Origin of the sequence: Streptomyces sp. NPDC087787 (genome assembly GCF_044743035.1) — a bacterium.
In the GTDB taxonomy this organism is placed as follows: domain Bacteria; phylum Actinomycetota; class Actinomycetes; order Streptomycetales; family Streptomycetaceae; genus Streptomyces.
Window position 1 is genome coordinate 1 of the sequence record NZ_JBIUVQ010000008.1, and the last position, 22,728, is coordinate 22,728.

The 22,728-nt window shown below is 70.0% G+C and carries 18 protein-coding genes and 2 pseudogenes; 6 read left to right on the forward strand and 14 right to left on the reverse strand.

Annotated features, from left to right (window positions below; translation table 11 throughout):
• Nucleotides 1-683: RNA-guided endonuclease InsQ/TnpB family protein (locus ACIOWN_RS14605; protein ID WP_401982378.1), on the reverse strand; the 683-nt coding region annotated here is incomplete at its 3' end.
• Nucleotides 684-853: 170 nt separating this feature from the next.
• On the opposite strand from ACIOWN_RS14605, the pseudogene ACIOWN_RS14610 reads away from it, so the two are divergent.
• Nucleotides 854-1,463 (forward strand): annotated as a pseudogene (locus ACIOWN_RS14610) (DUF4232 domain-containing protein); the annotation flags it as partial.
• 171 nt (nucleotides 1,464-1,634) lie between these two features.
• A complete protein-coding gene (locus ACIOWN_RS14615) occupies nucleotides 1,635-3,299 on the forward strand; it encodes a beta-1,3-glucanase family protein (protein WP_362352018.1) in 1,665 nt (554 codons plus the stop codon).
• A 60-nt stretch (nucleotides 3,300-3,359) separates the two neighbouring features.
• Here ACIOWN_RS14615 and ACIOWN_RS14620 read toward each other — a convergent pair whose 3' ends face one another.
• Nucleotides 3,360-4,262: an EamA family transporter gene (locus ACIOWN_RS14620; protein WP_401982379.1), complete on the reverse strand. Its 903-nt coding sequence runs from the start codon at nucleotides 4,260-4,262 to the stop codon at nucleotides 3,360-3,362.
• A gap of 68 nt (nucleotides 4,263-4,330) precedes the next feature.
• Between ACIOWN_RS14620 and ACIOWN_RS14625 the strand changes: the two are divergent.
• A pseudogene (locus ACIOWN_RS14625) lies at nucleotides 4,331-5,184 on the forward strand (LysR family transcriptional regulator).
• Nucleotides 5,185-5,736: 552 nt separating this feature from the next.
• Here ACIOWN_RS14625 and ACIOWN_RS14630 read toward each other — a convergent pair.
• The 3 genes from ACIOWN_RS14630 to ACIOWN_RS14640 all read right to left on the reverse strand — a co-directional run bounded on the left by ACIOWN_RS14630 (nucleotide 5,737) and on the right by ACIOWN_RS14640 (nucleotide 8,702).
• On the reverse strand, nucleotides 5,737-7,350 hold the full coding sequence (locus tag ACIOWN_RS14630) for a CocE/NonD family hydrolase (protein WP_401982516.1): 1,614 nt from the start codon (nucleotides 7,348-7,350) through the stop codon (nucleotides 5,737-5,739).
• A gap of 42 nt (nucleotides 7,351-7,392) precedes the next feature.
• On the reverse strand, nucleotides 7,393-7,596 hold the full coding sequence (locus tag ACIOWN_RS14635) for a hypothetical protein (protein WP_401982380.1): 204 nt from the start codon (nucleotides 7,594-7,596) through the stop codon (nucleotides 7,393-7,395).
• 413 nt (nucleotides 7,597-8,009) lie between these two features.
• On the reverse strand, nucleotides 8,010-8,702 hold the full coding sequence (locus tag ACIOWN_RS14640; protein WP_401982381.1) for a TetR/AcrR family transcriptional regulator: 693 nt from the start codon (nucleotides 8,700-8,702) through the stop codon (nucleotides 8,010-8,012).
• A 53-nt stretch (nucleotides 8,703-8,755) separates the two neighbouring features.
• Between ACIOWN_RS14640 and ACIOWN_RS14645 the strand changes: the two genes are divergently transcribed.
• Entirely contained in the window at nucleotides 8,756-9,874 is a 1,119-nt protein-coding gene (locus tag ACIOWN_RS14645; protein WP_362352009.1) for an NAD(P)/FAD-dependent oxidoreductase, read from the forward strand.
• Nucleotides 9,875-9,979: 105 nt separating this feature from the next.
• On the opposite strand, the gene ACIOWN_RS14650 is transcribed toward ACIOWN_RS14645, so the two are convergent.
• The 4 genes from ACIOWN_RS14650 to ACIOWN_RS14665 form a co-directional block, all read right to left on the reverse strand.
• On the reverse strand, nucleotides 9,980-11,341 hold the full coding sequence (locus ACIOWN_RS14650; protein ID WP_401982383.1) for an MFS transporter: 1,362 nt from the start codon (nucleotides 11,339-11,341) through the stop codon (nucleotides 9,980-9,982).
• 392 nt (nucleotides 11,342-11,733) lie between these two features.
• On the reverse strand, nucleotides 11,734-12,381 hold the full coding sequence (locus ACIOWN_RS14655; RefSeq protein WP_401982384.1) for a class I SAM-dependent methyltransferase: 648 nt from the start codon (nucleotides 12,379-12,381) through the stop codon (nucleotides 11,734-11,736).
• Between the two features lie 207 nt (nucleotides 12,382-12,588).
• Nucleotides 12,589-12,978: a hypothetical protein gene (locus tag ACIOWN_RS14660; protein ID WP_362352000.1), complete on the reverse strand. Its 390-nt coding sequence runs from the start codon at nucleotides 12,976-12,978 to the stop codon at nucleotides 12,589-12,591.
• 432 nt (nucleotides 12,979-13,410) lie between these two features.
• Nucleotides 13,411-14,931 carry an amino acid permease gene (locus ACIOWN_RS14665; protein ID WP_362351997.1) on the reverse strand — a complete coding sequence of 507 codons (1,521 nt, stop codon included), beginning with the start codon at nucleotides 14,929-14,931 and terminating at the stop codon, nucleotides 13,411-13,413.
• A gap of 810 nt (nucleotides 14,932-15,741) precedes the next feature.
• Between ACIOWN_RS14665 and ACIOWN_RS14670 the strand changes: the two genes are divergently transcribed.
• The gene (locus ACIOWN_RS14670; RefSeq protein WP_362351994.1) at nucleotides 15,742-16,197 is read left to right on the forward strand and encodes a DoxX family protein; all 456 of its coding nucleotides are present in this window, start codon (nucleotides 15,742-15,744) and stop codon (nucleotides 16,195-16,197) included.
• Nucleotides 16,198-16,381: 184 nt separating this feature from the next.
• Here the strand turns inward: ACIOWN_RS14670 and ACIOWN_RS14675 are convergent, their stop codons facing one another.
• From ACIOWN_RS14675 to ACIOWN_RS14695, 5 genes are all read right to left on the reverse strand, one after another.
• Nucleotides 16,382-17,590, reverse strand: a complete 1,209-nt coding sequence (locus tag ACIOWN_RS14675; protein ID WP_401982387.1) for a PP2C family protein-serine/threonine phosphatase — start codon at nucleotides 17,588-17,590, stop codon at nucleotides 16,382-16,384.
• 67 nt (nucleotides 17,591-17,657) lie between these two features.
• The gene (locus tag ACIOWN_RS14680) at nucleotides 17,658-17,996 is read right to left on the reverse strand and encodes an STAS domain-containing protein (RefSeq protein ID WP_362351988.1); all 339 of its coding nucleotides are present in this window, start codon (nucleotides 17,994-17,996) and stop codon (nucleotides 17,658-17,660) included.
• The gene (locus ACIOWN_RS14685; RefSeq protein ID WP_362351985.1) at nucleotides 17,993-19,279 is read right to left on the reverse strand and encodes a SpoIIE family protein phosphatase; all 1,287 of its coding nucleotides are present in this window, start codon (nucleotides 19,277-19,279) and stop codon (nucleotides 17,993-17,995) included. Before ACIOWN_RS14685 ends, ACIOWN_RS14680 begins: the two co-directional genes overlap by 4 nt.
• Nucleotides 19,279-20,082, reverse strand: coding sequence for an alpha/beta hydrolase (locus tag ACIOWN_RS14690; RefSeq protein ID WP_362351982.1), 804 nt, complete (start codon nucleotides 20,080-20,082; stop codon nucleotides 19,279-19,281). The genes ACIOWN_RS14685 and ACIOWN_RS14690 overlap by 1 nt, the downstream gene beginning before the upstream one ends.
• Nucleotides 20,083-20,277: 195 nt before the next feature.
• On the reverse strand, nucleotides 20,278-20,991 hold the full coding sequence (locus ACIOWN_RS14695; RefSeq protein ID WP_362351980.1) for a DUF4232 domain-containing protein: 714 nt from the start codon (nucleotides 20,989-20,991) through the stop codon (nucleotides 20,278-20,280).
• Nucleotides 20,992-21,179: 188 nt separating this feature from the next.
• Between ACIOWN_RS14695 and ACIOWN_RS14700 the strand changes: the two genes are divergently transcribed.
• Nucleotides 21,180-22,727: a helix-turn-helix domain-containing protein gene (locus ACIOWN_RS14700; RefSeq protein ID WP_401982389.1), complete on the forward strand. Its 1,548-nt coding sequence runs from the start codon at nucleotides 21,180-21,182 to the stop codon at nucleotides 22,725-22,727.
• Nucleotide 22,728: the final 1 nt, after the last annotated feature.

Genomic DNA, 22,728 nt, shown 5'->3' on the forward strand with positions numbered 1-22,728 from the left:
CCATCGCCCGGGGCCTTGCGGGCGAGCTCCCGCTGGGCCCTGGCCAGACAGGTGCGATCGCGTCGCTCGTGCCGGGGGTTGGCGATCTTCTCCCCAGTGGACAGGGTGAGCAGGTGGTCCAGGCCCGCGTCGATCCCGACCGCGGCATCCGTTGCGAGAAGCGGCTGCACGCTCGGGTCCTCCACCAGGAGGGACACGTACCAGCGTCCGGCCGCGTCCTGGGAGACGGTCACCGTGGACGGCTGCGCACCCTCGGGCAGAGGACGGGACCAGACGATGTCCAGCGGCTCCGTCATCTTCGCCAGGGTCAGCCGGCCGCCTTGGAAGCGGAACGCGCTGGTGGTGTACTCGGCGGACTTGCGGGACCTCTTCCGCGACTTGAAGCGGGGGTACTTCGCCCGCTTGCCGAAGAAACTGGTGAACGCCATCTGAAGGTGGCGCAGGGCCTGCTGGAGCGGTACGGAGGAGACATCGTTGAGATAGGCGAGTTCCTCGGTCTTTTTCCACGCAGTCAGCATCGCCGACGTCGTGTTGTAGTTGACCCGCTCGGCCCGCAGTGTCCACGCCTCGGTGCGGGCCACGAGCGCCAGGTTGTAGACCTTCCGCACGCACCCGAACGTGCGCGACAGCTCCACTGCCTGCGCATCAGTCGGATAGAAGCGGTACTTGAACGCCCGCTTCACATGGGCGGCCTTAACGGCTCACATGCTAATCCATCAGCTTGTGAGCGTGTGTGGACAGTTGGAGATGTACGCCGGTCCGCCCTGGCGGCGAACCAGCCTTCCCTGCCCTGCTCCGCAGGGGTTCGATTCCTCCCCGCCCTGAAGGACGGGGTTTCCTCGAAGGAGACGTGATGAGCAGGGGCGGCGGAGCAGTGACCCACCGGACCGAGACCGTACGCGACGTCGGCCCGGGAAAGACCGTGCGGGGCACGGTCCGGGCCGGGGAACTGCCGCCCACCGCACCGCGGGTGTCGCAGGCCGAGGTGCTCGAAGTGTCCAAGGTTCCCGCGGGTGTCGCAGGCCGATCCGGGCGCGTGCCCCGCTTCCGGGATCCGGGTCAGCGCGGACGAGGGCGACGCGGCCATGGGGCTGCGCGTCGTGGGACTTCACCTCGACAACTGCGGTACGCGCCCCTACTCCGTCGAGGGCTATCCCCTGCTGGAACTGCTGGACGACGACCGCGAGCCCGTCGACGGCGTCGAGATCCTCGACGGCAGTGGCGAGATCATCACCGGTGCCGGGCCCGACGAACAGCCCCGGCCTGTCACGCTCGAGCCCGGCGAGTCGGCCACTGCCGGCCTGGTCTGGCGCAACACCACCGGGTTCGGTACGCCGGTCAACGTGCCCTATGTGCGGGTCCGGGCGAAGGAGGGTGCCGCGCCGGTGACGGTGACCCCGCACCTCGATCTCGGGACCACCGGAAAGCTCGGGGTCAGACCGTGGGAGAAGGCGGAACGCTGATATCCAAAGGGATTCCGGGCAACGGTGTCCGCGTCTCGCCAGGGGCCCCGCACAACCTTGACTGGCTTGGTCCAGTCCAATAGCGTCACCCCCGCACAGAACCCCACACGTAACAACACCCCCATCCGGTCGTCTTGTTGACGGTCCATCACCCCCTCCGGGAGGGCCCCTGTGGTTTCCCGACGTTCCTTCCTGACCGCGGCCGGCGCCGTCACCGGTGCGGCTGCGCTCAGCCCGTTCTCACCGGTCTCGCCGATGACTTCCACCGCGGCGGCAGCGGGAGTCTCGCTCCCCGTGAAACTGGCGAACAACTCCGGCCACGACACCGTCTACGCCTACATATCCGGCACCGACAGCAGCGGCTGGCCGGTCTTCGTCTCGGGGAACGGCATCCTGAACCGGCTGCCCAACCCCTCGTCGCCGGTGACCCCCATCGCCGACTACTCCATCGCGCTGGGCGCCTCCGGTTCGGCTGCCAAGACCGTCACCCTGACCGACTACATCATCGGCGGCCGTGTCTGGTTCTCGGTCGGACAGAAACTCCAGTTCTTCGTCAACCCGGGGGCCGTGCCCGGCGTGGTCCAGCCCGCCCTGGTCAGCTCCGACCCCAACTGGGCCACCAACTGGACGTTCTGCGAGTTCACCTTCAACAGCGCCAATCTCTACGCCAACATCTCCTACGTCGACATGGTCGCGCTGCCGATCTCGATGGCCAGCACCGGCAGCGGGGGTTCCCAGTCGGTCAGCCCACTGCCCTCCGGCGCCCTCGCCTCCATCGCCTCCGGCCTGCGGACCCAGCACGCCTCCGACGGCGCTCCCTGGGACAGGCTGGTGGTCACCGACTCCTCCGGCGCGGTGCTGCGCGTCATGTCGCCCTCACACTCGCCGGTGGACTTCGGCAACTACTGGGACGACTACCTGAACCGGGTCTGGAGCCACTACACCTCCACCCCGCTGACCATCAACGGCCAGGGCGGCATCGGTTCCTACACCGGCACCGTCTCGGGCAACGCCATCGTCTTCTCCGGTCTCAACACCAACGGCGTGCCGTTCACCAAGCCGAGCGCCGTCGACATCTTCGGCTGCGCGTCCGGTCCCCTCTACAACTCCGGGTCGGACGCGCGCGGGGCGATCGCCGCCCGGCTCGCCGCCGCGCTCAACCGCAGCTCGCTCCTGGTCCCGGGCGGGAACAACCAGCCCGACGGCGTGACACCCTCGCGGTACTACCAGGACTCGATCACCAACCACTACGCACGGCTCGTCCACAAGTACGCCAGCATCGGCTACGCCTTCCCCTACGACGACGTCGGCCCCACCGGCTCGGCCCCCGTCGACGGGCACATCCAGGACGGGGCGCCCACCTCGTGGACCATCACCCTCGGCGCCGGCGGCTCCGGTGGAGGTTCCGGGGGCGGCTCGGGCAGCGTCAGCGCCTACAGCACCATCCAGGCCGAGTCCTACTCGGCGCAGAGCGGGACCATGACCGAGAGCTGCTCAGACGCCGGCGGCGGCAGCGATGTGGGCTACATCTCGAACGGCGACTGGCTGAAGTACTCCTCCGTCGACTTCGGTCCAGCTTCCCCGAACCAGTTCAAGGCCCGGCTGGCGTCGGGCGCGGACGCAGGTGTCAGCGGTGCCATCCAGGTGCGGCTCGACAGCATCAGCGGCACGAAGATCGCCGAGATCGACTTCGCCAACAACGGTGGCTGGCAGAACTGGCAGACCGTTCCCGCGAACATCGTCGCCTCCGCCACCGGAGTCCACGACGTCTACCTGGTCTTCTCGGGCAGCAGTTCGGACTTCGTCAACATCAACTGGTTCACCTTCACCGGCTGACCTCCGGCTCCGCGACAGCAGGCGCCGCAGGTACGGTCAGTCGATCCGGCCGCATGCCGTTCAGCTGCGCCGTGTAAGGGTGCTGAGGGCGTTGGCGGCCACGATGGCGCCGATGCTCGTCCATTCCGTCCAGCCCAGATTCTGGCCCAGCCCGAGCCAGCCGACGAGGGCGGCCAGGAGGGGGTTGACGCTCATGAAGAGCCCGAACGCCTGGGCGGGTACGCGGCGCAGGGTGAACAGGTCGGCGAGGTAGGGCACCGCCGAGGACAGCACGCCGGCCGCGACGGCACAGCCGACGGCTGTGGCGGTCGGCGGCCGGTGCAGGACCAGGACGATGCCAACGGGCAGGAACATCAGCGCGGAGATCCCGGTCGCCGTGGCGGAGCCCTGCGCGCCCGGGATGCGCCGGCCGACGGTGCGGTTGAGGAGGATGTACGACGCCCAGCAGCACGCGGCCAGCAGGCCCAGGCCCATTCCCACGTAGTCGGCCGAAGGCTGGGGACGCATCAAGGCGACGACGCCCGCAGCGGCGACCACCGCACAGGCGGCGTCGACGCGGCGGCGTGCGGCGGCCAACGCGATGGTGAGCGGACCGACGAACTCCAGCGTGACCGCCAGGCCGAGGCCGATGCGGTCGATGGCCGTGTAGAGGGACAGGTTCATGGTCCCGAACACCACGGCCAGCCCCAGCACCGGCCACCACTGCGCCCGGGTGAAATCCTGCGGGCGTGGGCGGCCGACGGCGAAGAGGACGATCGCGGCGACGTACTGGCGGACCACGACGACGCCGACCGGGCCGATCACGGGGAAGGCATGGGAGCCGATCGCGGCACCGATCTGGTTCGACAGGCCGCTGCCGGCCATCGTGACCACACCGGCCAGCCGCTCACCGGACGGGGCAGGGGCCGAGGGGCCGGTTGAGGAAGCGGAAGGCAGGGACGCCGCGACGGGTGCGTTACGCATGACCTGATGGTGCGGCTCAGCGGTGCATGCGCAAAATGCGTCCGCGGCGGGATCCATACAGTTGAGTCATGGATGTGGAACTGCGCCAGTTGCGCTGTCTCGTGGCCATCGTGGAGGAGGGCACCTTCACCGATGCCGCCGTGGTCCTGGGGGTCTCGCAGGCTGCGGTCTCCAGGACGCTGGCCTCGCTCGAACGCGCCCTGGGGGTGAGGCTGCTGCGGCGCACCTCGCGCGAGGTGGCCCCGACCGCGGCCGGGCTGCGGGTGGTCGCCCAGGCCCGGCGGGTGCTCGGTGGGGTGGAGGACCTGGTACGGGAGGCCACATCGGGCCACAGCACCCTGCGGATCGGCTACGCCTGGTCGGCGGTCGGCCGCCGCACGCCCGCCTTCCAGCGTCGCTGGGCACAGACGCACCCCGGCACGGAGCTGCGGCTGATCCGCGTCAACTCCGCGACCGCCGGCCTGGCGGAGGGCGCCTGCGACCTCTCCGTCGTACGCAACCCCCTGAACGACCGACGCTTCGACGGGGCCATCATCGGCCTGGAACGGCGCCTGTGTGCCCTGTCCGCCCAGGACCCACTGGCCGCACACCGGTCACTGCGCCTCGCCGACCTCAGCGAGCGCACCCTGCTGATCGACCGGCGTACCGGCACCACCACCCCCGAGCTTTGGCCGCCCGGCTCCCGCCCGGCCACGGAGGAGACCGGTGACATCGACGACTGGCTGACCGTATCTCCAGTGGCCGCGGCGTCGGCATGACGGCGGAGTCCACCGCGCGCCAGTACACCCGGCCCGGCATCGTCTACCGGCCGGTCCGCGATGCCGAGCCGATCGCCGTACGTCTCACCTGGTGGCGGGACGATCCGCATCCGGCGACCCGGGCGGCGGTCGAACTGCTCACCGCCCTCTACCGAGGCGACTGACCCGACGGGTCCGATGCGCCACGGCACGGCGTCGGGTGCTCAGGCCGCACGACACCGCACCGGACCCCCGGCAGCAGTGGAGGACCGGGGCTGCCGCCTGCGCCCAAGAACGCAAACTGGGCCCCGCCGGCCGCGGCCCCTTTTGACCCTGGCCCGTTGTTACGATCGGCCCATGTCTCAGGACCCCGCACAGATCCCTTCAAGGTGGGGCGTGTTCACCCGGGCGACCACGACGCTCAGCGACGGTGAGGTGCTGATCCACGACTGGTACGCGACGGACGGAGAGCCGGTGCTCATGCTCCGGACCGCGGCCCCGCGGAAGCGGTGGACCTCGTTTCCGGCCTGGCCGCTTTCTTCGCGGACGAATCCGGATGGCACCGCCGGGCGACCGATGCCGTCGTCGCGGAGTTCAGCGAAGGGCTTCCGGAGCCGGCAGAGCTGGACGAAGCGGCGGAAGACCTCATCCGCCGGCTCCCGGTGTGCGTGTGTCGTCACTCGATGTGCCGTGCTGCCCGGCGCCCGCATGGGAGCGGGTGCCGGGCAGACACCGGGTCATCGGTTCTTCGAGATACTCAGTGGGAAGGTGGGGGTGCCGATGTCGGTCAGTGTGGTGGTGTTCGCCTTCAGGTAGGTGTCCAGGTACGGTGAGCGGTCGCCCTGGGTGGGTGTGTCGAACCGGGGGTCCTGTACCTCGAGGGAGAGCCGGGCGTCGGAGACGGTGACCGTCTCGCCCGAGGGGACGCTCTGCCAGCCGTTCGAGGTGATGGTGCCGAGCTGGACGCCCAGTTGGTGCCCTTGCTGGAAGGTCCAGTCCGTGGCCTTCAGAGCGAAGGACGTTGATCCGCCGGTGTGCAGCAGGGCGACGTTCTCGTTGAACATGGTCGCCTTGCCGTCCGGGGCGATGTCCCACAGGCGTGCCCAGACGTTGCCCTGGCCCCTGGTCCTCAGCGTGATCTGCGGGCTGCCCGTGATCCGCACCTGCTCGGCGGCGGGTGTGGACCAGGTCCAGTAGCTGTTGGCGGGTGTGCCGGTGCTGAGTGCGCTCGGCTGGCCGGTTGTCAGTGAGCCGGCCTCCGCGGCGTACTCGATGTCCCAGCCCTGCGACCGCTGCTGCGGCGTCGTCGGCAGGACGGTCTTCTGTGTCTTGCCGCCGTCGTCGACGTACTGTCCGGGTGCCAGCCGTACCTTGTACGCGTCGTGGGTCACCGGCCAGGTCGGCTGGGCGCGCCACTGGCCGAGGCTGTCCTCAAGGGAGAACGCGGGGTCGGTCACCGTTGGCTCGATGCCGCGGAGGTACTGGTCGTAGAACCGCATGACCTCGTCGAACCAGCCTGCCCGTCCCATCTTGAGCCGGCCCTTGGTGTTGGTCTCGTTGCCGCGTACGTGTTCCCACTGACCGAGCCAACCGCGTTCCGGGCCCTGATGGTTGGCCAGATACTTCTGCATCTCCTCGGGCTTGGTGTTGTCCTCGATGAAGCCCGAGGTGACGAACAGCGGTGTCTGGGATCCGGCGGCGCGAGAGGCGAGGTCGCGGGCTCGCCAGAACGGGGACTTGGGGTCGGGATTCTGGGTGTTGGTGAGGTTGTCGCTCTGGCACTCGGGGTGGTTCTTCTCGTATCCGGCGTTCGCCTTGTAGTGGTCGCTGTCGTCGGCCAGCGGCGCCATCGTCGCGATCGAGTAGTAACTCCGCGGGGTGCTGGTCACGTTGGAGCGCGGAACCCCGTTGCTGTACAGGTAGTTGTACCTGTTCCACGTGGGTTCCTGGGAGACGATCGCCCGCAGTGGCTTGAGCTTGAGGGTGTTGGCAGCCAGGCCGGTGTTGGCGTCGTAGGACTTGCCGTACATGCCGACCTTGCCGGTCGACCACGGCCGGCTCGCCGCCCATTCGACGGCTGCCTTGATGTCCGCCTGCTCGCCGGGGCCGAGGAAGTCCAGGCAGCCGGTGCTGCCGCCGAAGCCACGCAGGTCGACCATCACGAAGGTGTATCCGCGTTCCATGAGCCGGGCGCCTTCGATGAAGTCCTGGAAGCGTGCCGAGGGCCCGACCTTGTCCCAGCCCGCGGGGGCGGCCTCTCCCGCGTGGGAGAAGTAGGGGCCCACCGACAGGATCACCGGTGTTTTCGCGTTCGCCGGCAGGCCTGCCGGGCGCAGCACGTCGGCGTGCAGTTCGACCCCGCTGCCGTCCGAGGAGGGGAAGTAGTGCTGTGTCTAGAGCGCGCCCTGTGGGACGCGGTCGTTGTCCTCGTGGGTGACGGGGTCGTCGGCTGTGGACTGCGGCCGGTCCTGTGCTGCGGTGGCGGACGCGGATGTCGTATCGGGTGCCGCGATGGCGGGTGTGGCGAGTGTGCCGGTCAGTGCGAGGGTGGTGAGGGCGGCTGAGGCGGCCCAGGGGGCCGTACGGCGTCTTTTCACTTGCTCCTCCCGGAGTTGTCGGTTACGGGGCGGTGCAGGTGGCGCGGTCGGGCAGCGGCCCCGGTCCCGCCGTCGACGGGTCGACGAAGGGCGGCCGCGCGCAAGCGGAATCCGGGTGGCTGGTGCGCGCCGGAGCCGACGGCGTGGCAGCCTATGATCGTCATTGACACGCGTCAACAGGGCAGTGTGAGCACGGTGTTGCCGGTGCGTCGTCCGGTACTGGTCGCGGTGGCCGATGGGGGCGGGTGAAGCGACGGGGCCCGGGCCGGGGGCGGGCGGGGGTCCGGGGGTGGGGTGGTCGTAGGTGACCGGTGCCCGGTCAGCGGTTTGGTGGGGTTCGGTCGTCCGGCGGAAGCCCGTACGGTCCGTGGACACCGACCCCGACCGCGCTCACATTCGGCAGGAGTTGAGCGTCACGCCGGCGGGCGGGTGAGTTTGGCGGCCACGGCGTCGAGGACCCAGTCCAGGCCGGTCGCGAAGGATGCCTCGGCGTCCACGTCCGTGCCGTCGTACACGGCCTTGGCCAGCGCCGGGAAGCGGCCCGTGGCCAGCATCCTCGTCACATGCGGGCCGGAGGCGCGCTGCCAGTCGCGCTTGGACAGGCCCGTGGCGCGTTCGGCCCGCAGGTTCGCGATCTCTCGCCTGATCGCGCCGGTGAAGTAGGCGCTGACGGTCTCCACGGCGCGCATGACGGTGTCGATGTCGGCGAGGCCGTCGAGGGTGGCCAGCGTGGCCTCGGTCACGGCGAGGCCGTTCGGGCCCAGGGTCGGGCGGCCGCCGAGCAGGTCGGCCAGCCATTCGTGGCGGAGGGCGGTCTGCCTGGTGCGGTGGGCGAGGATGCGCAGTGCCTCCCGCCAGTCAGCGGGCTGCTCCTCGGGGACGATCTCGGCGTGGACCTCGTCCACCATGAGGTCGAACAGTTCCTGCTTGGTGGAGATGTATCCGTACAGCCGCATCGGGCCGGCGTTCAGCCGGGCGGCGACCTTGCGCAACGACACCGCTTCCAGCCCGCCCTCGTCGGCCAGCGCGATGGCGGCGGCGACGATCCGCTCCCGGTCGAGCGGCACGGGGCGAGTCGGCGGCTCCGGCCGGTCCCACACAGTCATGGTCACACCGTTCCGTTGCGATGCGTCGTATTGGAGAAATACAGTGTATCGCCATGAGACATCGTATCGCCGTGGTCGGGAGCGGCCCTGCCGGTCTTACCTTCGCTCGTGTCCTGCACCGCCACGGCTACCCCGTCGCCGTCTTCGAACGCGATCCCGCCCCCGACGCCCGCCCCCCGGGTGGCACGCTGGACCTGCACGAAGGGCTGGGCCAGCTCGCGCTGGACAAGACGGGGCTGCTGGCCAAGTTCCAGGCGCTGTCTCGCCCCGAGGGGCAGGCCATGCGCATCCTGGACGCGGACGGGACCGTCCTGCGCGACTGGCGGCCCCGTCCGGAGGACCGGGCCAATCCCGAGATCGACCGCGGGCAGCTCCGCAACCTGCTGCTCGGCCCACTTGACGTCCAATGGGGCCGGGGCGTGACGCAGGTGGTGCCGGGGACCCGGGATGGCGCACTGCTCCATTTCGCGGACGGGCAACAGGAGACGTTCGACCTCGTGGTCGGCGCGGACGGCGCCTGGTCCCGGATCCGCCCGGCGCTCTCGCCGGTGACGCCGCACTACACCGGCGTCACCTTGGTCGAGACCTCCCTCGACGACGTCGACACCCGCCACCCCGACCTCGCCCGGCTGATCGGCGACGGGTGCGTGGCCGTGTACGGCGTGAACCGAACTCTCGTCGCCCAGCGCAACAGCGGCGGCCACGTCAAGGTGTACGCCCAGTTCCGTGCGCCGCTGGACTGGCACGCACACCTGGACCTGGCTGACGTCGAGGCCGTGCGATCGAGTCTGCTGGCCCTGTTCCACGGCTGGGCCGCTCCCGTCCTCGACCTCCTCCGCCACGGCACCGCTTTCGTCCACCGCCCCCTCCACGTCCTGCCCGTGTCCCACACCTGGAACCACGTCCCCGGGGTGACGCTACTGGGCGACGCCGCCCATCTGATGCCCCCGTTGGGGGCGGGCGCGAACCTGGCGATGCTGGAAGGCGCCGAACTCGCCGAGTCCATCGCCACCGGCCCAGGAGATCTGGACGAGGCCGTCCGCGCCTTCGAGGAGCAGATGTGGGCACGGGCCGGCAGGTGGGCGAAGATCACGACGGCCGGTCTGGAGCGCCTCGTGAGCCCGGACCCCGCCGAAGCCCTCGCCCTCTTCGACCAAGTCCAGCCGTCCTGACTGCCCGCTACCGCCGAAATCCGGTCCGCTCCCCCTCGCAGGCGGAGCTCCCACAACTTGTCGGGCACCAGCTGCCGCACCATCTCCCGGGCGGCAAGTTCGGGGTCAGTGGGTGGGCGGGGCCGCCTGTGCGGGGGTGAGTCCGTGCGGGCCCGCCGTGTCGAATGCCTGCCGGTCGAGCGCCGGGCCGGTGAGCGGTACCTCGATCTCGACGACCGGCTGTTCCGGGGCGCCGACTTGGGGCACCGTGCCGGATGCGGTGCCCGTGGTGGCCGCGACCACCGCGGCCGGGGCGCCACCCCGGCGCCGGACCGTTCCGGGGACGAGCGGCCGGCCGCCGGCGTACAGGGCGACGGCCGTCAGCGGCAGCGCCAGCAGGAGCAGCCCGGCGCCCAGGACCAGGCCCATCGCCGGGTAGCCGGCGCTCGCGGACAGCAGGCTTCCGGCGAGCGGACCGCACGCGGTGCCCAGCGAGGACGCGGATCCGGCCAGCACTGCCCAGCGGCCGCGCGCATCGAGTGAGGCCGCCAGCCCGATGAGGTAGGACAGGACGATCGGGTAGACGGTGTTCCAGGCGATCTCGCCGGTCGCGAACGACGGCAGGTCGTCGGCCGAGGCGCTGACCGCGATGCAGCAGGCGATCAGTGCGGTGCCCGCCCCGATCGGCAGTGCCCGCCCGAGCCGCGCGCCGAGCGCGCTCGCGCCGATGACGCCCAGCAGCCCGGCGCCCAGTGCTGCGGCGAAGACCGCGCCGACGGTGACTTCGCTCAGTCCCGCCTGATGCAGGCCGATACGGCTGCTCACGCCCCACAGTGAGTTCTGGGCCATGGACCAGAACAGCATCGAGCCCGCCAGGACCAGCCCCGCGCGGCGACAGGGCAGCGTGCCGCGCGGCGCCGCCGTGTGGTCGGGCGCCACGGCGCCGGCGAGTCGGCCCGTCGCCGGCCACAACAGCAGCGCGGTCAGGGCGAGCGCGGCGAACGGCAGCCCATGTCCGGCGCCGAGGTGAGGGATCGTCAGGTAGACGGCGCCGGCGAGCGCTGAGACGCTCAGCAGTCCGAAGGTCGACGTGCGGTGCGGGTCGCGCTGGGCCGCGATGCCCGACGCGGCGACCGTGGTGGCGGTGCCCGAGCCGAAACCGCCCGCCATCGCCCCGGCGATCACCACCGGCACGCTGTCCGACAGGGCCGCGCAGCCGTAGCCGAGCGCCGCGAGCAGGAGCCCGGTCCGGGCCAGGCGCCGTGGCCCGAACCGCTCGACGCGGGCCGCGAGGGTGAAGCCCGCCGCGGCCGAACTCAGCAGCAGGGCACTGCCGACAAGCCCTGCCTGCGCGGGTCCGAGACCGAGCCGGTCGCCGAGGCGGCCGACGACGGTAGGCAGCAGATAAGGCGCGAGATAGCCCGCCGTGAAGAGAGCGACGAGGGGCCAGGAGGAACCACGCGAGTGCGCGGGCGCGGGGGAGGACACGGGCGTTCCCAGGGCATACGGAAGCGGCAAGGTGGGGGGTGAAGAAGGGGAGGGGCGACCGTCGACGGACAGGAACGCGGGGCAATTTGTATCAAGTGCGGGCATGCGCAAGAAAGCCACAGTGGTGTGATCTGCATCATATTGCGTTTGGGGTGGAGGGTTCCGGGCAGAAGTGACGCCCCGTCTGCTTCAGTGGGGTGTGTTTGCGCAGGTCAGCACCGGTTCGGAGGCAAGGTGGAAGGCGCGGCCCGCGTCCGCGCGAGGGACCGACATCCTGCGGGACATCTGCTCAGGCATTGCGGAAACGGCAGACTGATGCGGTCGCCCGGCCTGCCGTGGGCCTCACCCAGCGGGTCGGCGGCGATTACGTTCTGCCGGAATTCGCCTGCGCGTCAGCGCCCGGTCTCGTCGCGGCGGCAATACAGGAAGAGGTGAGGCTCGGGCCCGGCGCCGGGGTGGTCCGGGGTGAAGGCCGTGCTGTGCCGGGACAGCACCGTCAGGCCGGCCGCCTCCACCATGCCGACGACGTCCTCCTCCGCAAGGCTCGTCGCGCGGACCGGCCGGCCCATGAAGAGCACCTCGACGTCCTCCACGTCCGCGGGCACGGTGGCCAGCACCAGATGCCCGCCGGGCCTCAGGGCCCGTGCCAGCCGCAGCGTCAGAGCCGACTGCTCGGCGCGCGTCATCTGCAGCAGTGAGAAGAACACGCACACGCCGTCGAACGCGTCCGCCTCGATCGGGAGCTCACGGATGTCACCGCAGCGGAACTCGGCCTCGGGGACCTGCCGGGCGGCGAGTTCGACCATGACAGGAGAGACGTCGACGCCCAGCACCGAGTGCCCTGCCGCGATGAGCGCGGCCGCGGTGGGCCGCCCGGTGCCGCTGCCCACGTCCAGTGTCCGCGCGGCGGGCGGCAGCCGCTCGATCAGCCACTCCAACGCGGACAGGTGCGCGGGGGCATGAGCGAACGCCTTCTCGTAGGCGGGGCCCAGCGCGTCGAACAGCGCGGCGGCAGGCGTCGGTTGGTCTTCGTGCCTCACGTCGGTGTCCCTTCGCTCGCCGGGCCTGCATCGTCGCACCCGCCCGATGGGTGCCACAACAGCAGCCCGGCGCGAGTCCGAGCCGGGCCGGGCAGGGACCCGTACCCGGCGGTCGGCGCAAGGTTCGGGTTCGGCGTGGGCGTGCTCGTCCACGGTCGCCTCTGGCGGCGGGCTGCCGGCCCTGGTTGTCGAGGTGGCAGCGGGCGGTCAGGCGTCAGGGTCGACTTCGGGGTGCGTGAACCGCACGGGCTTGCCCAGCGACCGGGCGTAGGCGATTTCGGCTCGGGTGCTGTCTCCGATGTAGTCGCCGACAACGAGCACCTCATCAGCGAGCCGGATCTTCGCCCGGTGCAGATCGTCGAGTCGAACCTTCAGCGCCTCGGCCTCGACAGGATCGGACCAAAGTTCGTGCGGCGACTTCATGTCACAGCCCGGTTTGACGACAATCTGCCCGGCTTTGGTCTCCCGCAGATCGGCCTCGTTCATCTCGGTCATGAAGCGGGTGGAGCCGCAGATCACGACGATACGCGGGAGGCTCAACAGCTTCTTCGCATCGGCGAGCTTCTGCTCGGGCGTGAGCAGTTGCGGGTATGACACTGGTTCCTCCTGGTGGTGTGGTCCAAGGGGTGCCTGCGGAGACGAGAACGAGGGTGTCCAAGATCGTTTTGTGACGAACGACGTGGACACCCTCGCGACAGCACTCTATGCGACGACCGACGACATGCTGAAGGAGCGTCCTGACCTCGAACGGCACCGAGGGCGCACACCCGGAGGTGTCATATCGCGCGCTCCGCGGCCCCGGTGCGGCGATCATCTCCCGGAGAGTCGCCCGCGACACTCCCGGCGCTCGGCCGGGATCCGCGCGGTCGGAAGCGCCGAACCGCGAAGATACCCGCCGCAGGCCTGACCGCGGTCGCCGGATGCTCGACGCACAGCTCGAAAACGTGATGCGAACGCACCGGCCGCAGCAAGGTCCCTCTCAGATCGGGGCCCATCGCATGCCCAACGGAGGCCGCGGGCGTCACGACCTCACAGCTTCTCCAGGTTGTCACGGCTGGTCATGAAGTGCTTGCGGCCGCCCGCGTACCACGACACCAGCGCGAACAGACCGACCACGGCCACCGCGATCGGCGCGTAGTTGAAGCTGTCCACGTTGACCGGCCGGGTCGGCGGCAGCACGAACAGGACGCAGATGACGACCACCCACACGACCGCGACCCAGCCGACCAGGCTGCTCCACTTGCCCAGGTGCCACGGTCCCGGAACGAACTCGTTGCCGCGCAGACGGCGCAGCAGCACCGGTGTGACGTAGGCGATGTAAAGGCCGATCACCGCGATCGAGGTCACCGCCAGGTATGCCGTGGTGTTGAACAGCGCCGGCAGCGTCAGGATCGCCGAGAGCGTCACGCAGAACCAGATCGAGTTCGTGGGCGTCCCGGTGCGCGGGTTGACCTTGGCCCAGATCCGCGACCCGGGAAGGGCGTTGTCGCGCGAGAAGGCGTAGCTCATCCGGGAGTTGGCGGTCACCGAGGCCATCCCGCAGAAGAACTGCGCGGCACACACGATGAACAGCAGGAACTTCGCCGTGCCCGGACTGTTCAGCGAGTCCAGGAAGACCTGCGCCGGCGGCAGGCCGGTACTCGACGCGGCCAGCTTGTCCAGCCCCGCGGAACTCTTGTCCTGGATCGACGCGGTGATGGAGTAGAGCAGGATGAAACCGCCGATGACCGAGATCACCACGCTCATCACGATCCCGCGCGGCGCGCTGCGGGCCGCTCCCCTGGTCTCCTCCGCCACATGGGCCGACGCGTCGTACCCGGTGTAGGTGTACTGCGCCATCAGCAGGCCCATGAGGAAGACGTAGATGCCGGAGGTCCAGCCGGTGGCATTGTGCCAGCCCGTCAGCGTCCACCCGGCGGACTGGTGGTGCTCGGGCAGCGCCCACAGCACGGCGACGATGACCAGGACGCCCACCACGTGCCACCAGGCGGAGACGTTCGACAGGAACGCGACGAGCTTCACGCCGAACGTGTTGAGCAGCGCGTGCACAAGAATGATCGCGAGGAAGAGCAGGAATGTACCGCCGGCAGTGACCTCGGTGCCCCAGACGAGGTTCATGAACGCCATCCAGGTCGTGGCGCACCCGAAGTCGATCGCGGCGGTCACGGCGACCTCGCCCATGAAGTTGAACCAGCCCACGAACCAGGCCCAGGCACGCTTGTTGTTCCTGGCAAGCTCACCGGCCCAGAAGTAGAGACCACCCGCAGTGGGGTAGCGCGAACACACCTCGGCCATGGCCAGCGCCACGCACGTCACGAAGACACCGACCACCGCCCAGCCGAGCACGATGGTCGATGGCCCACCCGACTTCAGCGCGATCCCGTACGACGTGATGCAGCCCGCCAGGATCGAAATGATCGAGAACGACACGGCGAAGTTCGAGAACGCGGACATACCGCGGTGAAGTTCCTGCTTGTAGCCCATTTCCGCGAGACGGGCAGCATCCTCGTCCAGCTCTATCTCTGGCTGGACTTCTTCTTGCGCAGACATCCGCGACTCCTCATCGACGAGGGAAGAGGCGAACAAAGTGGCGCACGACACACCGGTTGTCAATGGCCTGGTCTCAAACCTTTTCCGGCCGCGGCACACCGGCTTGACGGAGCCGCCGGGGAGGCATCCATGTCTCGAACCCTGCTGACGTGCAGGAACGGGCCCGACGGCGCTCCGCGACCGGACGTATCTGACGGAGCATCAGCCCACAAGTGAGAAGCCGGCACCCGGCACTCGCCCGCCAGGGTGCGGGGGTGAACCCGGGCGGGCCGCCGTCGGCGGCCCGCCCGAGAGTGCGCGTGTTCTGGGTGTACGGGGATGTCAGTCGGGCAGGCGGTCGATCAGCCAGCTGCCGAGTTCCTCCGTGACGGCCGTATGAGCGGTCGTGTCGGAGGAGCAGATGAATCACCGGCCGCGTGATCCCTTGGTGGCGCTCGCCGCCGCTCCCTGCATCCCTCGTACGAAGGCACCCCTGGAGGCGGGCATTTGGAGCGGACTGCTGCCCGACGGGCCGAGCGGGTGCCGCCCGGCGGATTCGGGTCGCGGCGGTGCTTCGGGCATGAAGACGATCCGGTCAGGCGGACTCCGAGGCCGAGACCGCTCCCACCTCCTCTTCGAGTGTCGATACGGGAGATGACGCCCGTTACCTCCGTGGCAAAGGCGGCGAATTCGGGCTCGGTGGCGAAGTCGAAGCGTTGGCCAAATGTTGAACTTGCAAGCATTAATCAAGTCGGCCTAACGTGTCGTCATCCGTTACCCCCCTCCAGATCGGTCCGTGCGCGGACCGAACCAAACGTAGGAGCCCCCCACATGACCGCGCGCCTCAACCCTGCCAAGCCATACGTCGTCGGACTGTTCCGCATCGTCTTAGGCCTGCTCTTCACCTGCCACGGAGCCGCCTCGCTCTTCGGCGTCCTCGGTGGCGCGGCGGGCACCAAGGGCGGCTCCGTCCCGACCGGTGCCTGGCCGTTCTGGTACGCCGCCCTGATCGAACTCGTCGCCGGCGCCCTGGTGCTGCTCGGACTCGGCACCCGCGGTGCCGCGTTCCTGGCGTCCGGCTCGATGGCGTACGCGTACTTCGACGTGCACCAGCCGTCCGCCCTGTGGCCGATCCAGAACGGCGGGGAGCTGTCGGTGATGTTCTGCTGGTCCTTCCTGCTGCTGGTCTTCACCGGTTCCGGCGCGTTCGGCCTCGACCGGCTCATAGCCTCCCGGCTCAGCGCCGGTCAGGAGACCGAGCCGGCCTCGGAGCCCATCACGGCTTGAGCATCGAGCGGCGCATTCGCGCGGCCATCGACCGGCTGCCGGCCGGGCAGATCCCGCCCACGGCGGGTGCGACGTCAAGACGCTCGCCTGTGAGACGGGCGTCTCCCGCACATCCCCCTTTGCCGGGTCAGGGTTGAGCGCGTAGGTCGAAGACGGAGTGGAGCGAGTCTCGGCGCAGGGTCCGTCACTGGTGCTGCGGGCGCCATTCGAAGAGCAGGATGGTCGCGTCGTCCCGCAGTCGGTTGCGCTGGTGGTCGAGGATGGCGTGGATGAGCAGCCGTAGCACCTCGGCCGGGCGCTGACCGGCGGCGGAGGAGCGGATGATGAAGTCGGTGAACCGGTCGAGGCCGAACTCCGCACCGTCCATGCCGGGGGCCTCGACGACACCGTCGGTGTAGAGCAGCACGCTGTCGCCCGGTTCAAGTTTCGTCTCGTGGATCTGCCGCGCCGCAGGGGCGAGTTGCCCGGCCAGGCCGATCGGCGGCTGCGGGGAACTGTCCAGCGCCCCGTCGAGCACCCGCTCGGCACGAATCAGCAGCGGCGACGGGTGACCGCAATTGACCCAGCTCAGCACCCCGGTCTCCGAGTCGAGCCGGCACAGCACGCCGGTGCAGAACTGGTCGGGAAGCCACCGGGCGAGCGCCTCGTCGACGGAGCCGACGACGCCGGCCAGGTCGCAACCGCCGCGGCGGGCGTTCCGCGCCGCCGCCATGGCGACCGACGCGGTCAGGCCGGAGGTCAGATCGTGCCCCATGGAGTCGAGGATCAGGGTGTGCAGCACGTCCTTGACCACCGAGTGGTCGAAGGCGTCGCCGGCGACGTCGTAGGCCGGTTCCAGGACCGCGGTGGAGACGCACCTGCTGCTGCCGATGGTGCGGGGCGGCAGGAAGGCGCGCAGCATCTCGGTGGGCAACTGCATGGTCGCGGTGCGGGTGCGGGCGGCGAGCCAGTCGCTGTAGGCGCGCTTGGAGGTGATCAGCATGGCGAACAGATGGGCCAGCATCCGACTACGGCGCATACATGCCCCGTCGAGCGTGGCCGCCCGCACCGCCAGCACGCCCAACCGCTCCACACCGTCGACCAGAGGCATCCAGATGATCACGCCGTCGTCGGTGTGGGCCACCTGCGGGGAGACGGTGCGGTATGCCCAGCCGGCCGGAGAGTCGGCCACCGGCAGCGGCTCCATGGTCTCGTCGAGTGGGATGAGCAGCCGTTGTTGCAGGTCGACGAGGTGGATCAGAGCGGTGTCCAGGCCGAGGGCCGAGGCGAACCGGTTCGCCAGGGCGGGCAGTTCGACAGGCAGGGCCGTCTGCGCCTCGATGATCAGCTCTTCCAGCCGATTCTCATCGACGGCGGTGTCGGTACCGGCGGACGCATGCGGTGGGTCCGACACGTAGATCACCCCTTCCGTGCCCAGTCTCGCACCGATCCCGACCTCCCTCACGTGAGACCCCACCGGGTCAGGAACGGGTGGCGGACTCACTGTCGGGGTAGAGCGGGAAAAGCTGGTCGAGACCCACGACGCGCAGAATGCGCAGAGTGTTGGCCGGGACCGCGGCGAGTGCGGTGTCCGCTTGGGCGGCCTGGGCATGGTTTCGGGCGGCTATGAGGGCGGTGAGGCCGCTGGAGTCGCAGAATTCCATGCCGGCCAGGTCCAGGACGAGGCGCTGGCCGGGTTGGAGAGCGATCGTGGTGAGCAGTTCACGCAGCTCGCCCGCGCTGGCATAGTCGAGTTCGCCGCGGATCTCCATGACGGGACCGGTGACGGCGTCTCGGGTGATGATCTTCAGAGCACTCATGCGGGGTTTTCGGAACTGGGGTCGGGGGCGGGAACGCCGAGGGCGAGCAAGGCGGTGTCGTCGTCGAGACCGTCACCGAAGCCCTCCAGGAGACCGGTCAGCGCCTGGACAACGGCGTGTACGGGCTTGCCGGCCTGGCCGACGGCGAAGGCGCGCAGCGCCTCGTCCCCGTACAGCGTGGCGCGATCCTCGCCGGTGCGGGCTTCCGTGAGGCCGTCGGTGTAGAGCAGGAGGGTGTCGCCCGGTGCGAGCACCGTGGTGGCGGTGGTGAAGGGTGCGGCGGGCAGAACGCCGACGAGGAGGCCTCCGGGGGTGGACAGGAAGCCGGCTGTGCCGTCGGCACGCAGGATGAGAGTCGGCGGGTGGCCGCCCGAGGCGAGTCGGACCGCGACCCGACCGGTCGCGGGGTCGCGGTCGAGAATCCCGAATATGGCGGTGCAGAAGCGCGGATCGCCGCCGGTATAGCGCTCGTGAAGCACCTTGTTGAGGGTGGACAGGGCGGCGACGGGGTCGGGGTCGTGCAGGGCGGCGGCGCGCAGGGTGTAGCGGGTCAGCGACGTGAGCGCCGCTGCCTGCGGGCCCTTGCCGCAGACGTCGCCGAGGAAGAACGCGAAGCGTTCGCCGTCGACGGGGAAGACGTCGTAGAAGTCGCCGCCGAGCCGGTCGGGATGAGCGGTGTGGTAGTAGGCGGCCGTCTCCACCCCCGGTACCGGTGGCAGTGTGTCAGGCAGGAGTGAGTGCTGGAGCACGGCGAGGGCGTCCTGAAGCCGGGCGCGGTCGGCCTCGGCCTGCTTGCGTGCTTCCTCGGCCGCCTTCCGGCCGCGCAGCAGCTCCTCCTCGTAAGCACGGCGGTCCCGGGCGTCGAAGACGGTGGTGCGGATCAGCAGCGGCTCGCCGGTGCTTCCGTGCTTGATCGCGGAGGAGACCAGCACCGGTATCCGGGCCCCGCCGGCCTGTCGGATCTCCAGGGCGATGCCGCTGATATCGCCCTGCATCCGCAGCAGCGGCGCGAAGTGCGTCTCGTGGTACAGCTTGCCGCCCACGGTCAGCAGGTCGGTGAACCGCATCCGGCCCACCACCGCGGCCCGCTCCAGGCCGAGCCAGCCCAGCAACGTGGCGTTGATCTTCGCGATGGTGCCGTCCATCAGCGTGGACAGGTATCCGCACGGCGCGCTCTCGTACAGCTCCTCGGCACTGTCCTCCAACAGCGCGGCGAACGCCGCATCCGGCGCTTCCTCCTCGCCGGCGTCGTGCGGATCGGGCTGCGGTCCGGTGCGGCACATCATCGCAGGCCGGCCAGGAAATCGGTGATCGCCTCGTTGGTGGCTCCGGGCGCGGACAGGTGCGGGCAGTGCCCGGTCGCGTCGAGGGTGACCAGCTTCGAGCCGGGGATCGCCCGCTGGACGAAGGCGCCGACCTCCCGGGGAGCGATGACGTCCTCTGTGCACTCCAGCACCAGCGTCGGCACCGTCACGGATTTCAGGTCATCCCTCGAGTCGGACAGGAACGTGGCGCGGGCGAAGACACGCGCCATGTCGGGGTCGGTGGCGCAGAAGCTGTTCTTCAGCTCGTTGCCGAGCTCGGGCCGCTCCGCATTCCCCATGATCACTGGCGCCATCGCCGCCGACCAGCCCAGATAGTTCGACTCCAGCGATGCCAGCAGTTCGTCGATGTCCTCGGCGCTGAAGCCGCCCCGGTAGCCGTCCTCGTCGATGTAGCGCGGAGACGGAGCGACCATCACCAGCGCCCCGATGCGCTCCGGAACCATGCCGGCGGCCAGCACCCCGATCATGGCGCTGACCGAGTGCCCCACGAACACCGCGTCGCGCAGGTCGAGCGCTTCGCCGATCTCCACCACGTCCCGCGCGTAACCGTCGAGCGACGCGTAGCGGTCCTCCGAGAACGTGGACGGATCGGAACCGCCCGAACCCACGTAGTCGAACAGCACAATCCGGTAGTTCTCGACCAGGGCGGGCACCGTGAGCCGCCACATGTTCTGGTCACAGCCGAACCCATGGGCCAGCACCACCGTCCGCCCCTGCGGGTTGCCGGTGACGGTGACGTTGTTCCTGCGCCCGATATCCATACCGCCAGTCTCGCAGGCTGCCGCCGCTGCCTCGGCACGGCCCGGATCACCCCACGACCCACCCGCCGCATGCGTGGCCCGGTATGCCGCCGAAGGGGCCCAACTGGTCGTCGGCGCCCGCGCCGCTGACCACTGCGAGGACATGGCGAAGCGCCCCTGCCGGCAGGGGCGCCGCGCCGGACTGTCTTCCGAGCGTCACCAGGTGAGGGCATCGTCCATCGACTGCTGCCAGTACGTGACGTTGAGCGAGTCGTCGATGTAGACGCCCTTCGCGGGCAGCGACGGGTGAGCGCCGGCGCCCACGCTCTCGTTGCCGGACGGGCCGTGGAAGTAGACGGTCAGCGACTTCTCGGTGCGGCCGTGGGAGCCACTGCCGTCGGCGGCGGACAGGTTCACGGAGGCGTAGCCGGACTCCCCCGGGCTGAGCGTGACGACGGCCTGCGGCTGGGAGTCCTTCAGGACGGGCGGCACGGCCTGGGCCTCGCCGAAACGCAGCGCCGGGTAGGTGTAGAGGTAACAGGGCCTGCTGCCAGTGTTGGTGACGGTCAGCAGCATGTGGTTCACGGGGCGGTTCAGCGGAGCCGCGACGGTCTTGGTGTTGGAGCCCTCACAGGTGACCGGCTTGCCGGAGGAGCCCGGAGCCTTCGTGGCGGGGGTGTTCGCCGCCGGCTTCGAACCGGCGGGCACGGGCTGCGCGGCGGAGGGGGACGAGGACGACGCGGGCGAGCCGTCTGCGGGCGCCTCGGACGCCGGGGCGCTTTCGGAAGGCGACGCGGTCGTGGACGAGCCCGCCGAGCCCTCGTCGTCGACGCCCGCTCCGTCGTTGCACGCGGTCAGGGAGAGCGCGGAGAGAACGACGGTGGCGGCGGCGCGGACGAGACGGGTTCGGGAGGTTCGGATGGCGGACATGTGGCTGTGTTCCCCTTCGCTGTTCGGGTGGTTGTGCTGCTTGGATGACTGGAGCTTGTGGGGTGCTCCGTCCCAACCGCCAGGCACGGCGGGCAGTTGGGGACGCTGGAACACCGAAACATGCCTTGACCAGGGGGAATACGGTGTCCTTGGAACGCGCGAATGGGACACGGGAGACGGAGGAACGGGTGGCAGGGGCTACGGGATGCGGGAGGACGGACGAGTTCGCGACACTGCTGCGGGAGCTCAAGGACCGCTCTGGACTGAGCTACGGGGCGCTGGCCAAACGGCTGCACATGAGCACGTCCACGCTGCACCGCTACTGCAACGGGACCGCGGTGCCCAACGAGTACGCGCCGGTGGAGCGCCTCGCACGGGTGTGCCGGGCGACGCCGCAGGAACTCGTGGAACTGCACCGGCGCTGGATCCTGGCCGACGCGGCACGGGGACGCAGAGCGGACCGGACCGCGGCGGATCGAGAGCGGGCGACACGGGCAGGGGGTACCGCCGCGGGTTCGCCTCCGGCCGGGGATTCGTCCGAGGGGGCCGGTTCGGCCGGGACCGCTCCCGCTGCCGCTTCGCCGCACCCGGTGGACACCGGCTCGGCGGCGGATTCGGCGGGGCGGGTGAGCGCGACTTTCCTGACGGAGCCGGGCTCGGCAACGCCGCCGGGCTCAGCCGTCGCCCCGCCCCCCGGAACGGACTCGTCCCGCACCACGGCCTCGTACGGACCGGGCGAGGACGACGAACCAGGTGAGCCCCGTGAGACGTATGAGACCAGTGGGGCCCGTGAGCCGTTTGTAGTCGACGTGATGCCTGGGCGCGCGCTGTCACGGCGTCGTGCCGCGCTCCTCGCCTCCGCCGCGGTGGCCGCCGCCGCGGTGGCCGTGGTGCTCGTCGTGCACGCGCCATCGGGCGGAGACGGGAACGACGCGCCGGACCGGCAGGCAGCCGGCGCCTTGACGACCGGTGGCACGGCCGACGTGAAGAAGCCGGCCCCTTCCCCGGCCACGAGCGGGCCAAGCCGCACACCCTCCGCATCGTCCTCCGCCTCCGCGACCGGGCCCGGCGGGACCGGCTCCGGCGCCTCGCAGGACGGCGGCAAGCAAGGCGCGGCCAAGCCCACCGGCGCCACCCGCGCCGTCCCGCTCATCGTCGGCACCCGCCCCTACGTCTACGACAGTCCGTGCAGCCAGCACTTCCTCGTCGACAGCGAACCCGAGCAGGTCGGCCCGCCCGCGAACGAGCAGGACGCCCCGCGCTGGGCCGCCGCGTACGGTGCGGTCTCCTCGGGCGAACAACGGGTCGCCCTCACCGTCCAGGGCACCGGCCAGGACACCGTCGTCCTGGAGGCGCTGCACATGCGCGTCGTCACCAAGGGCGTGCCGCTCGCCTGGAACGACTACTCGATGGGCGTCGGCTGCGGCGGCGGCGTCGACACCAAGTCGTTCGACATCGACCTGGACGACGGCAGTCCCACGGTGACCGTCAAGGCCGGCCAGCGCGACTTCCCGTACAAGGTCAGCGAGTCCGACCCCGAGGTCTTCTACGTCACCGCGCACACCAAGGCGCACGACGTCCGCTGGGACCTCGCCCTGGACTGGTCCAGCGGCAGCCGCCACGGCACCGTGCACATCGACCACAACGGCACACCGTTCCGCACCAGCGCCGGCGTCGGCCGTCCCGGCTACGACTACCCGTTGGGCGGGAGCGACTGGATCAAGCGGGAGAGCTGAC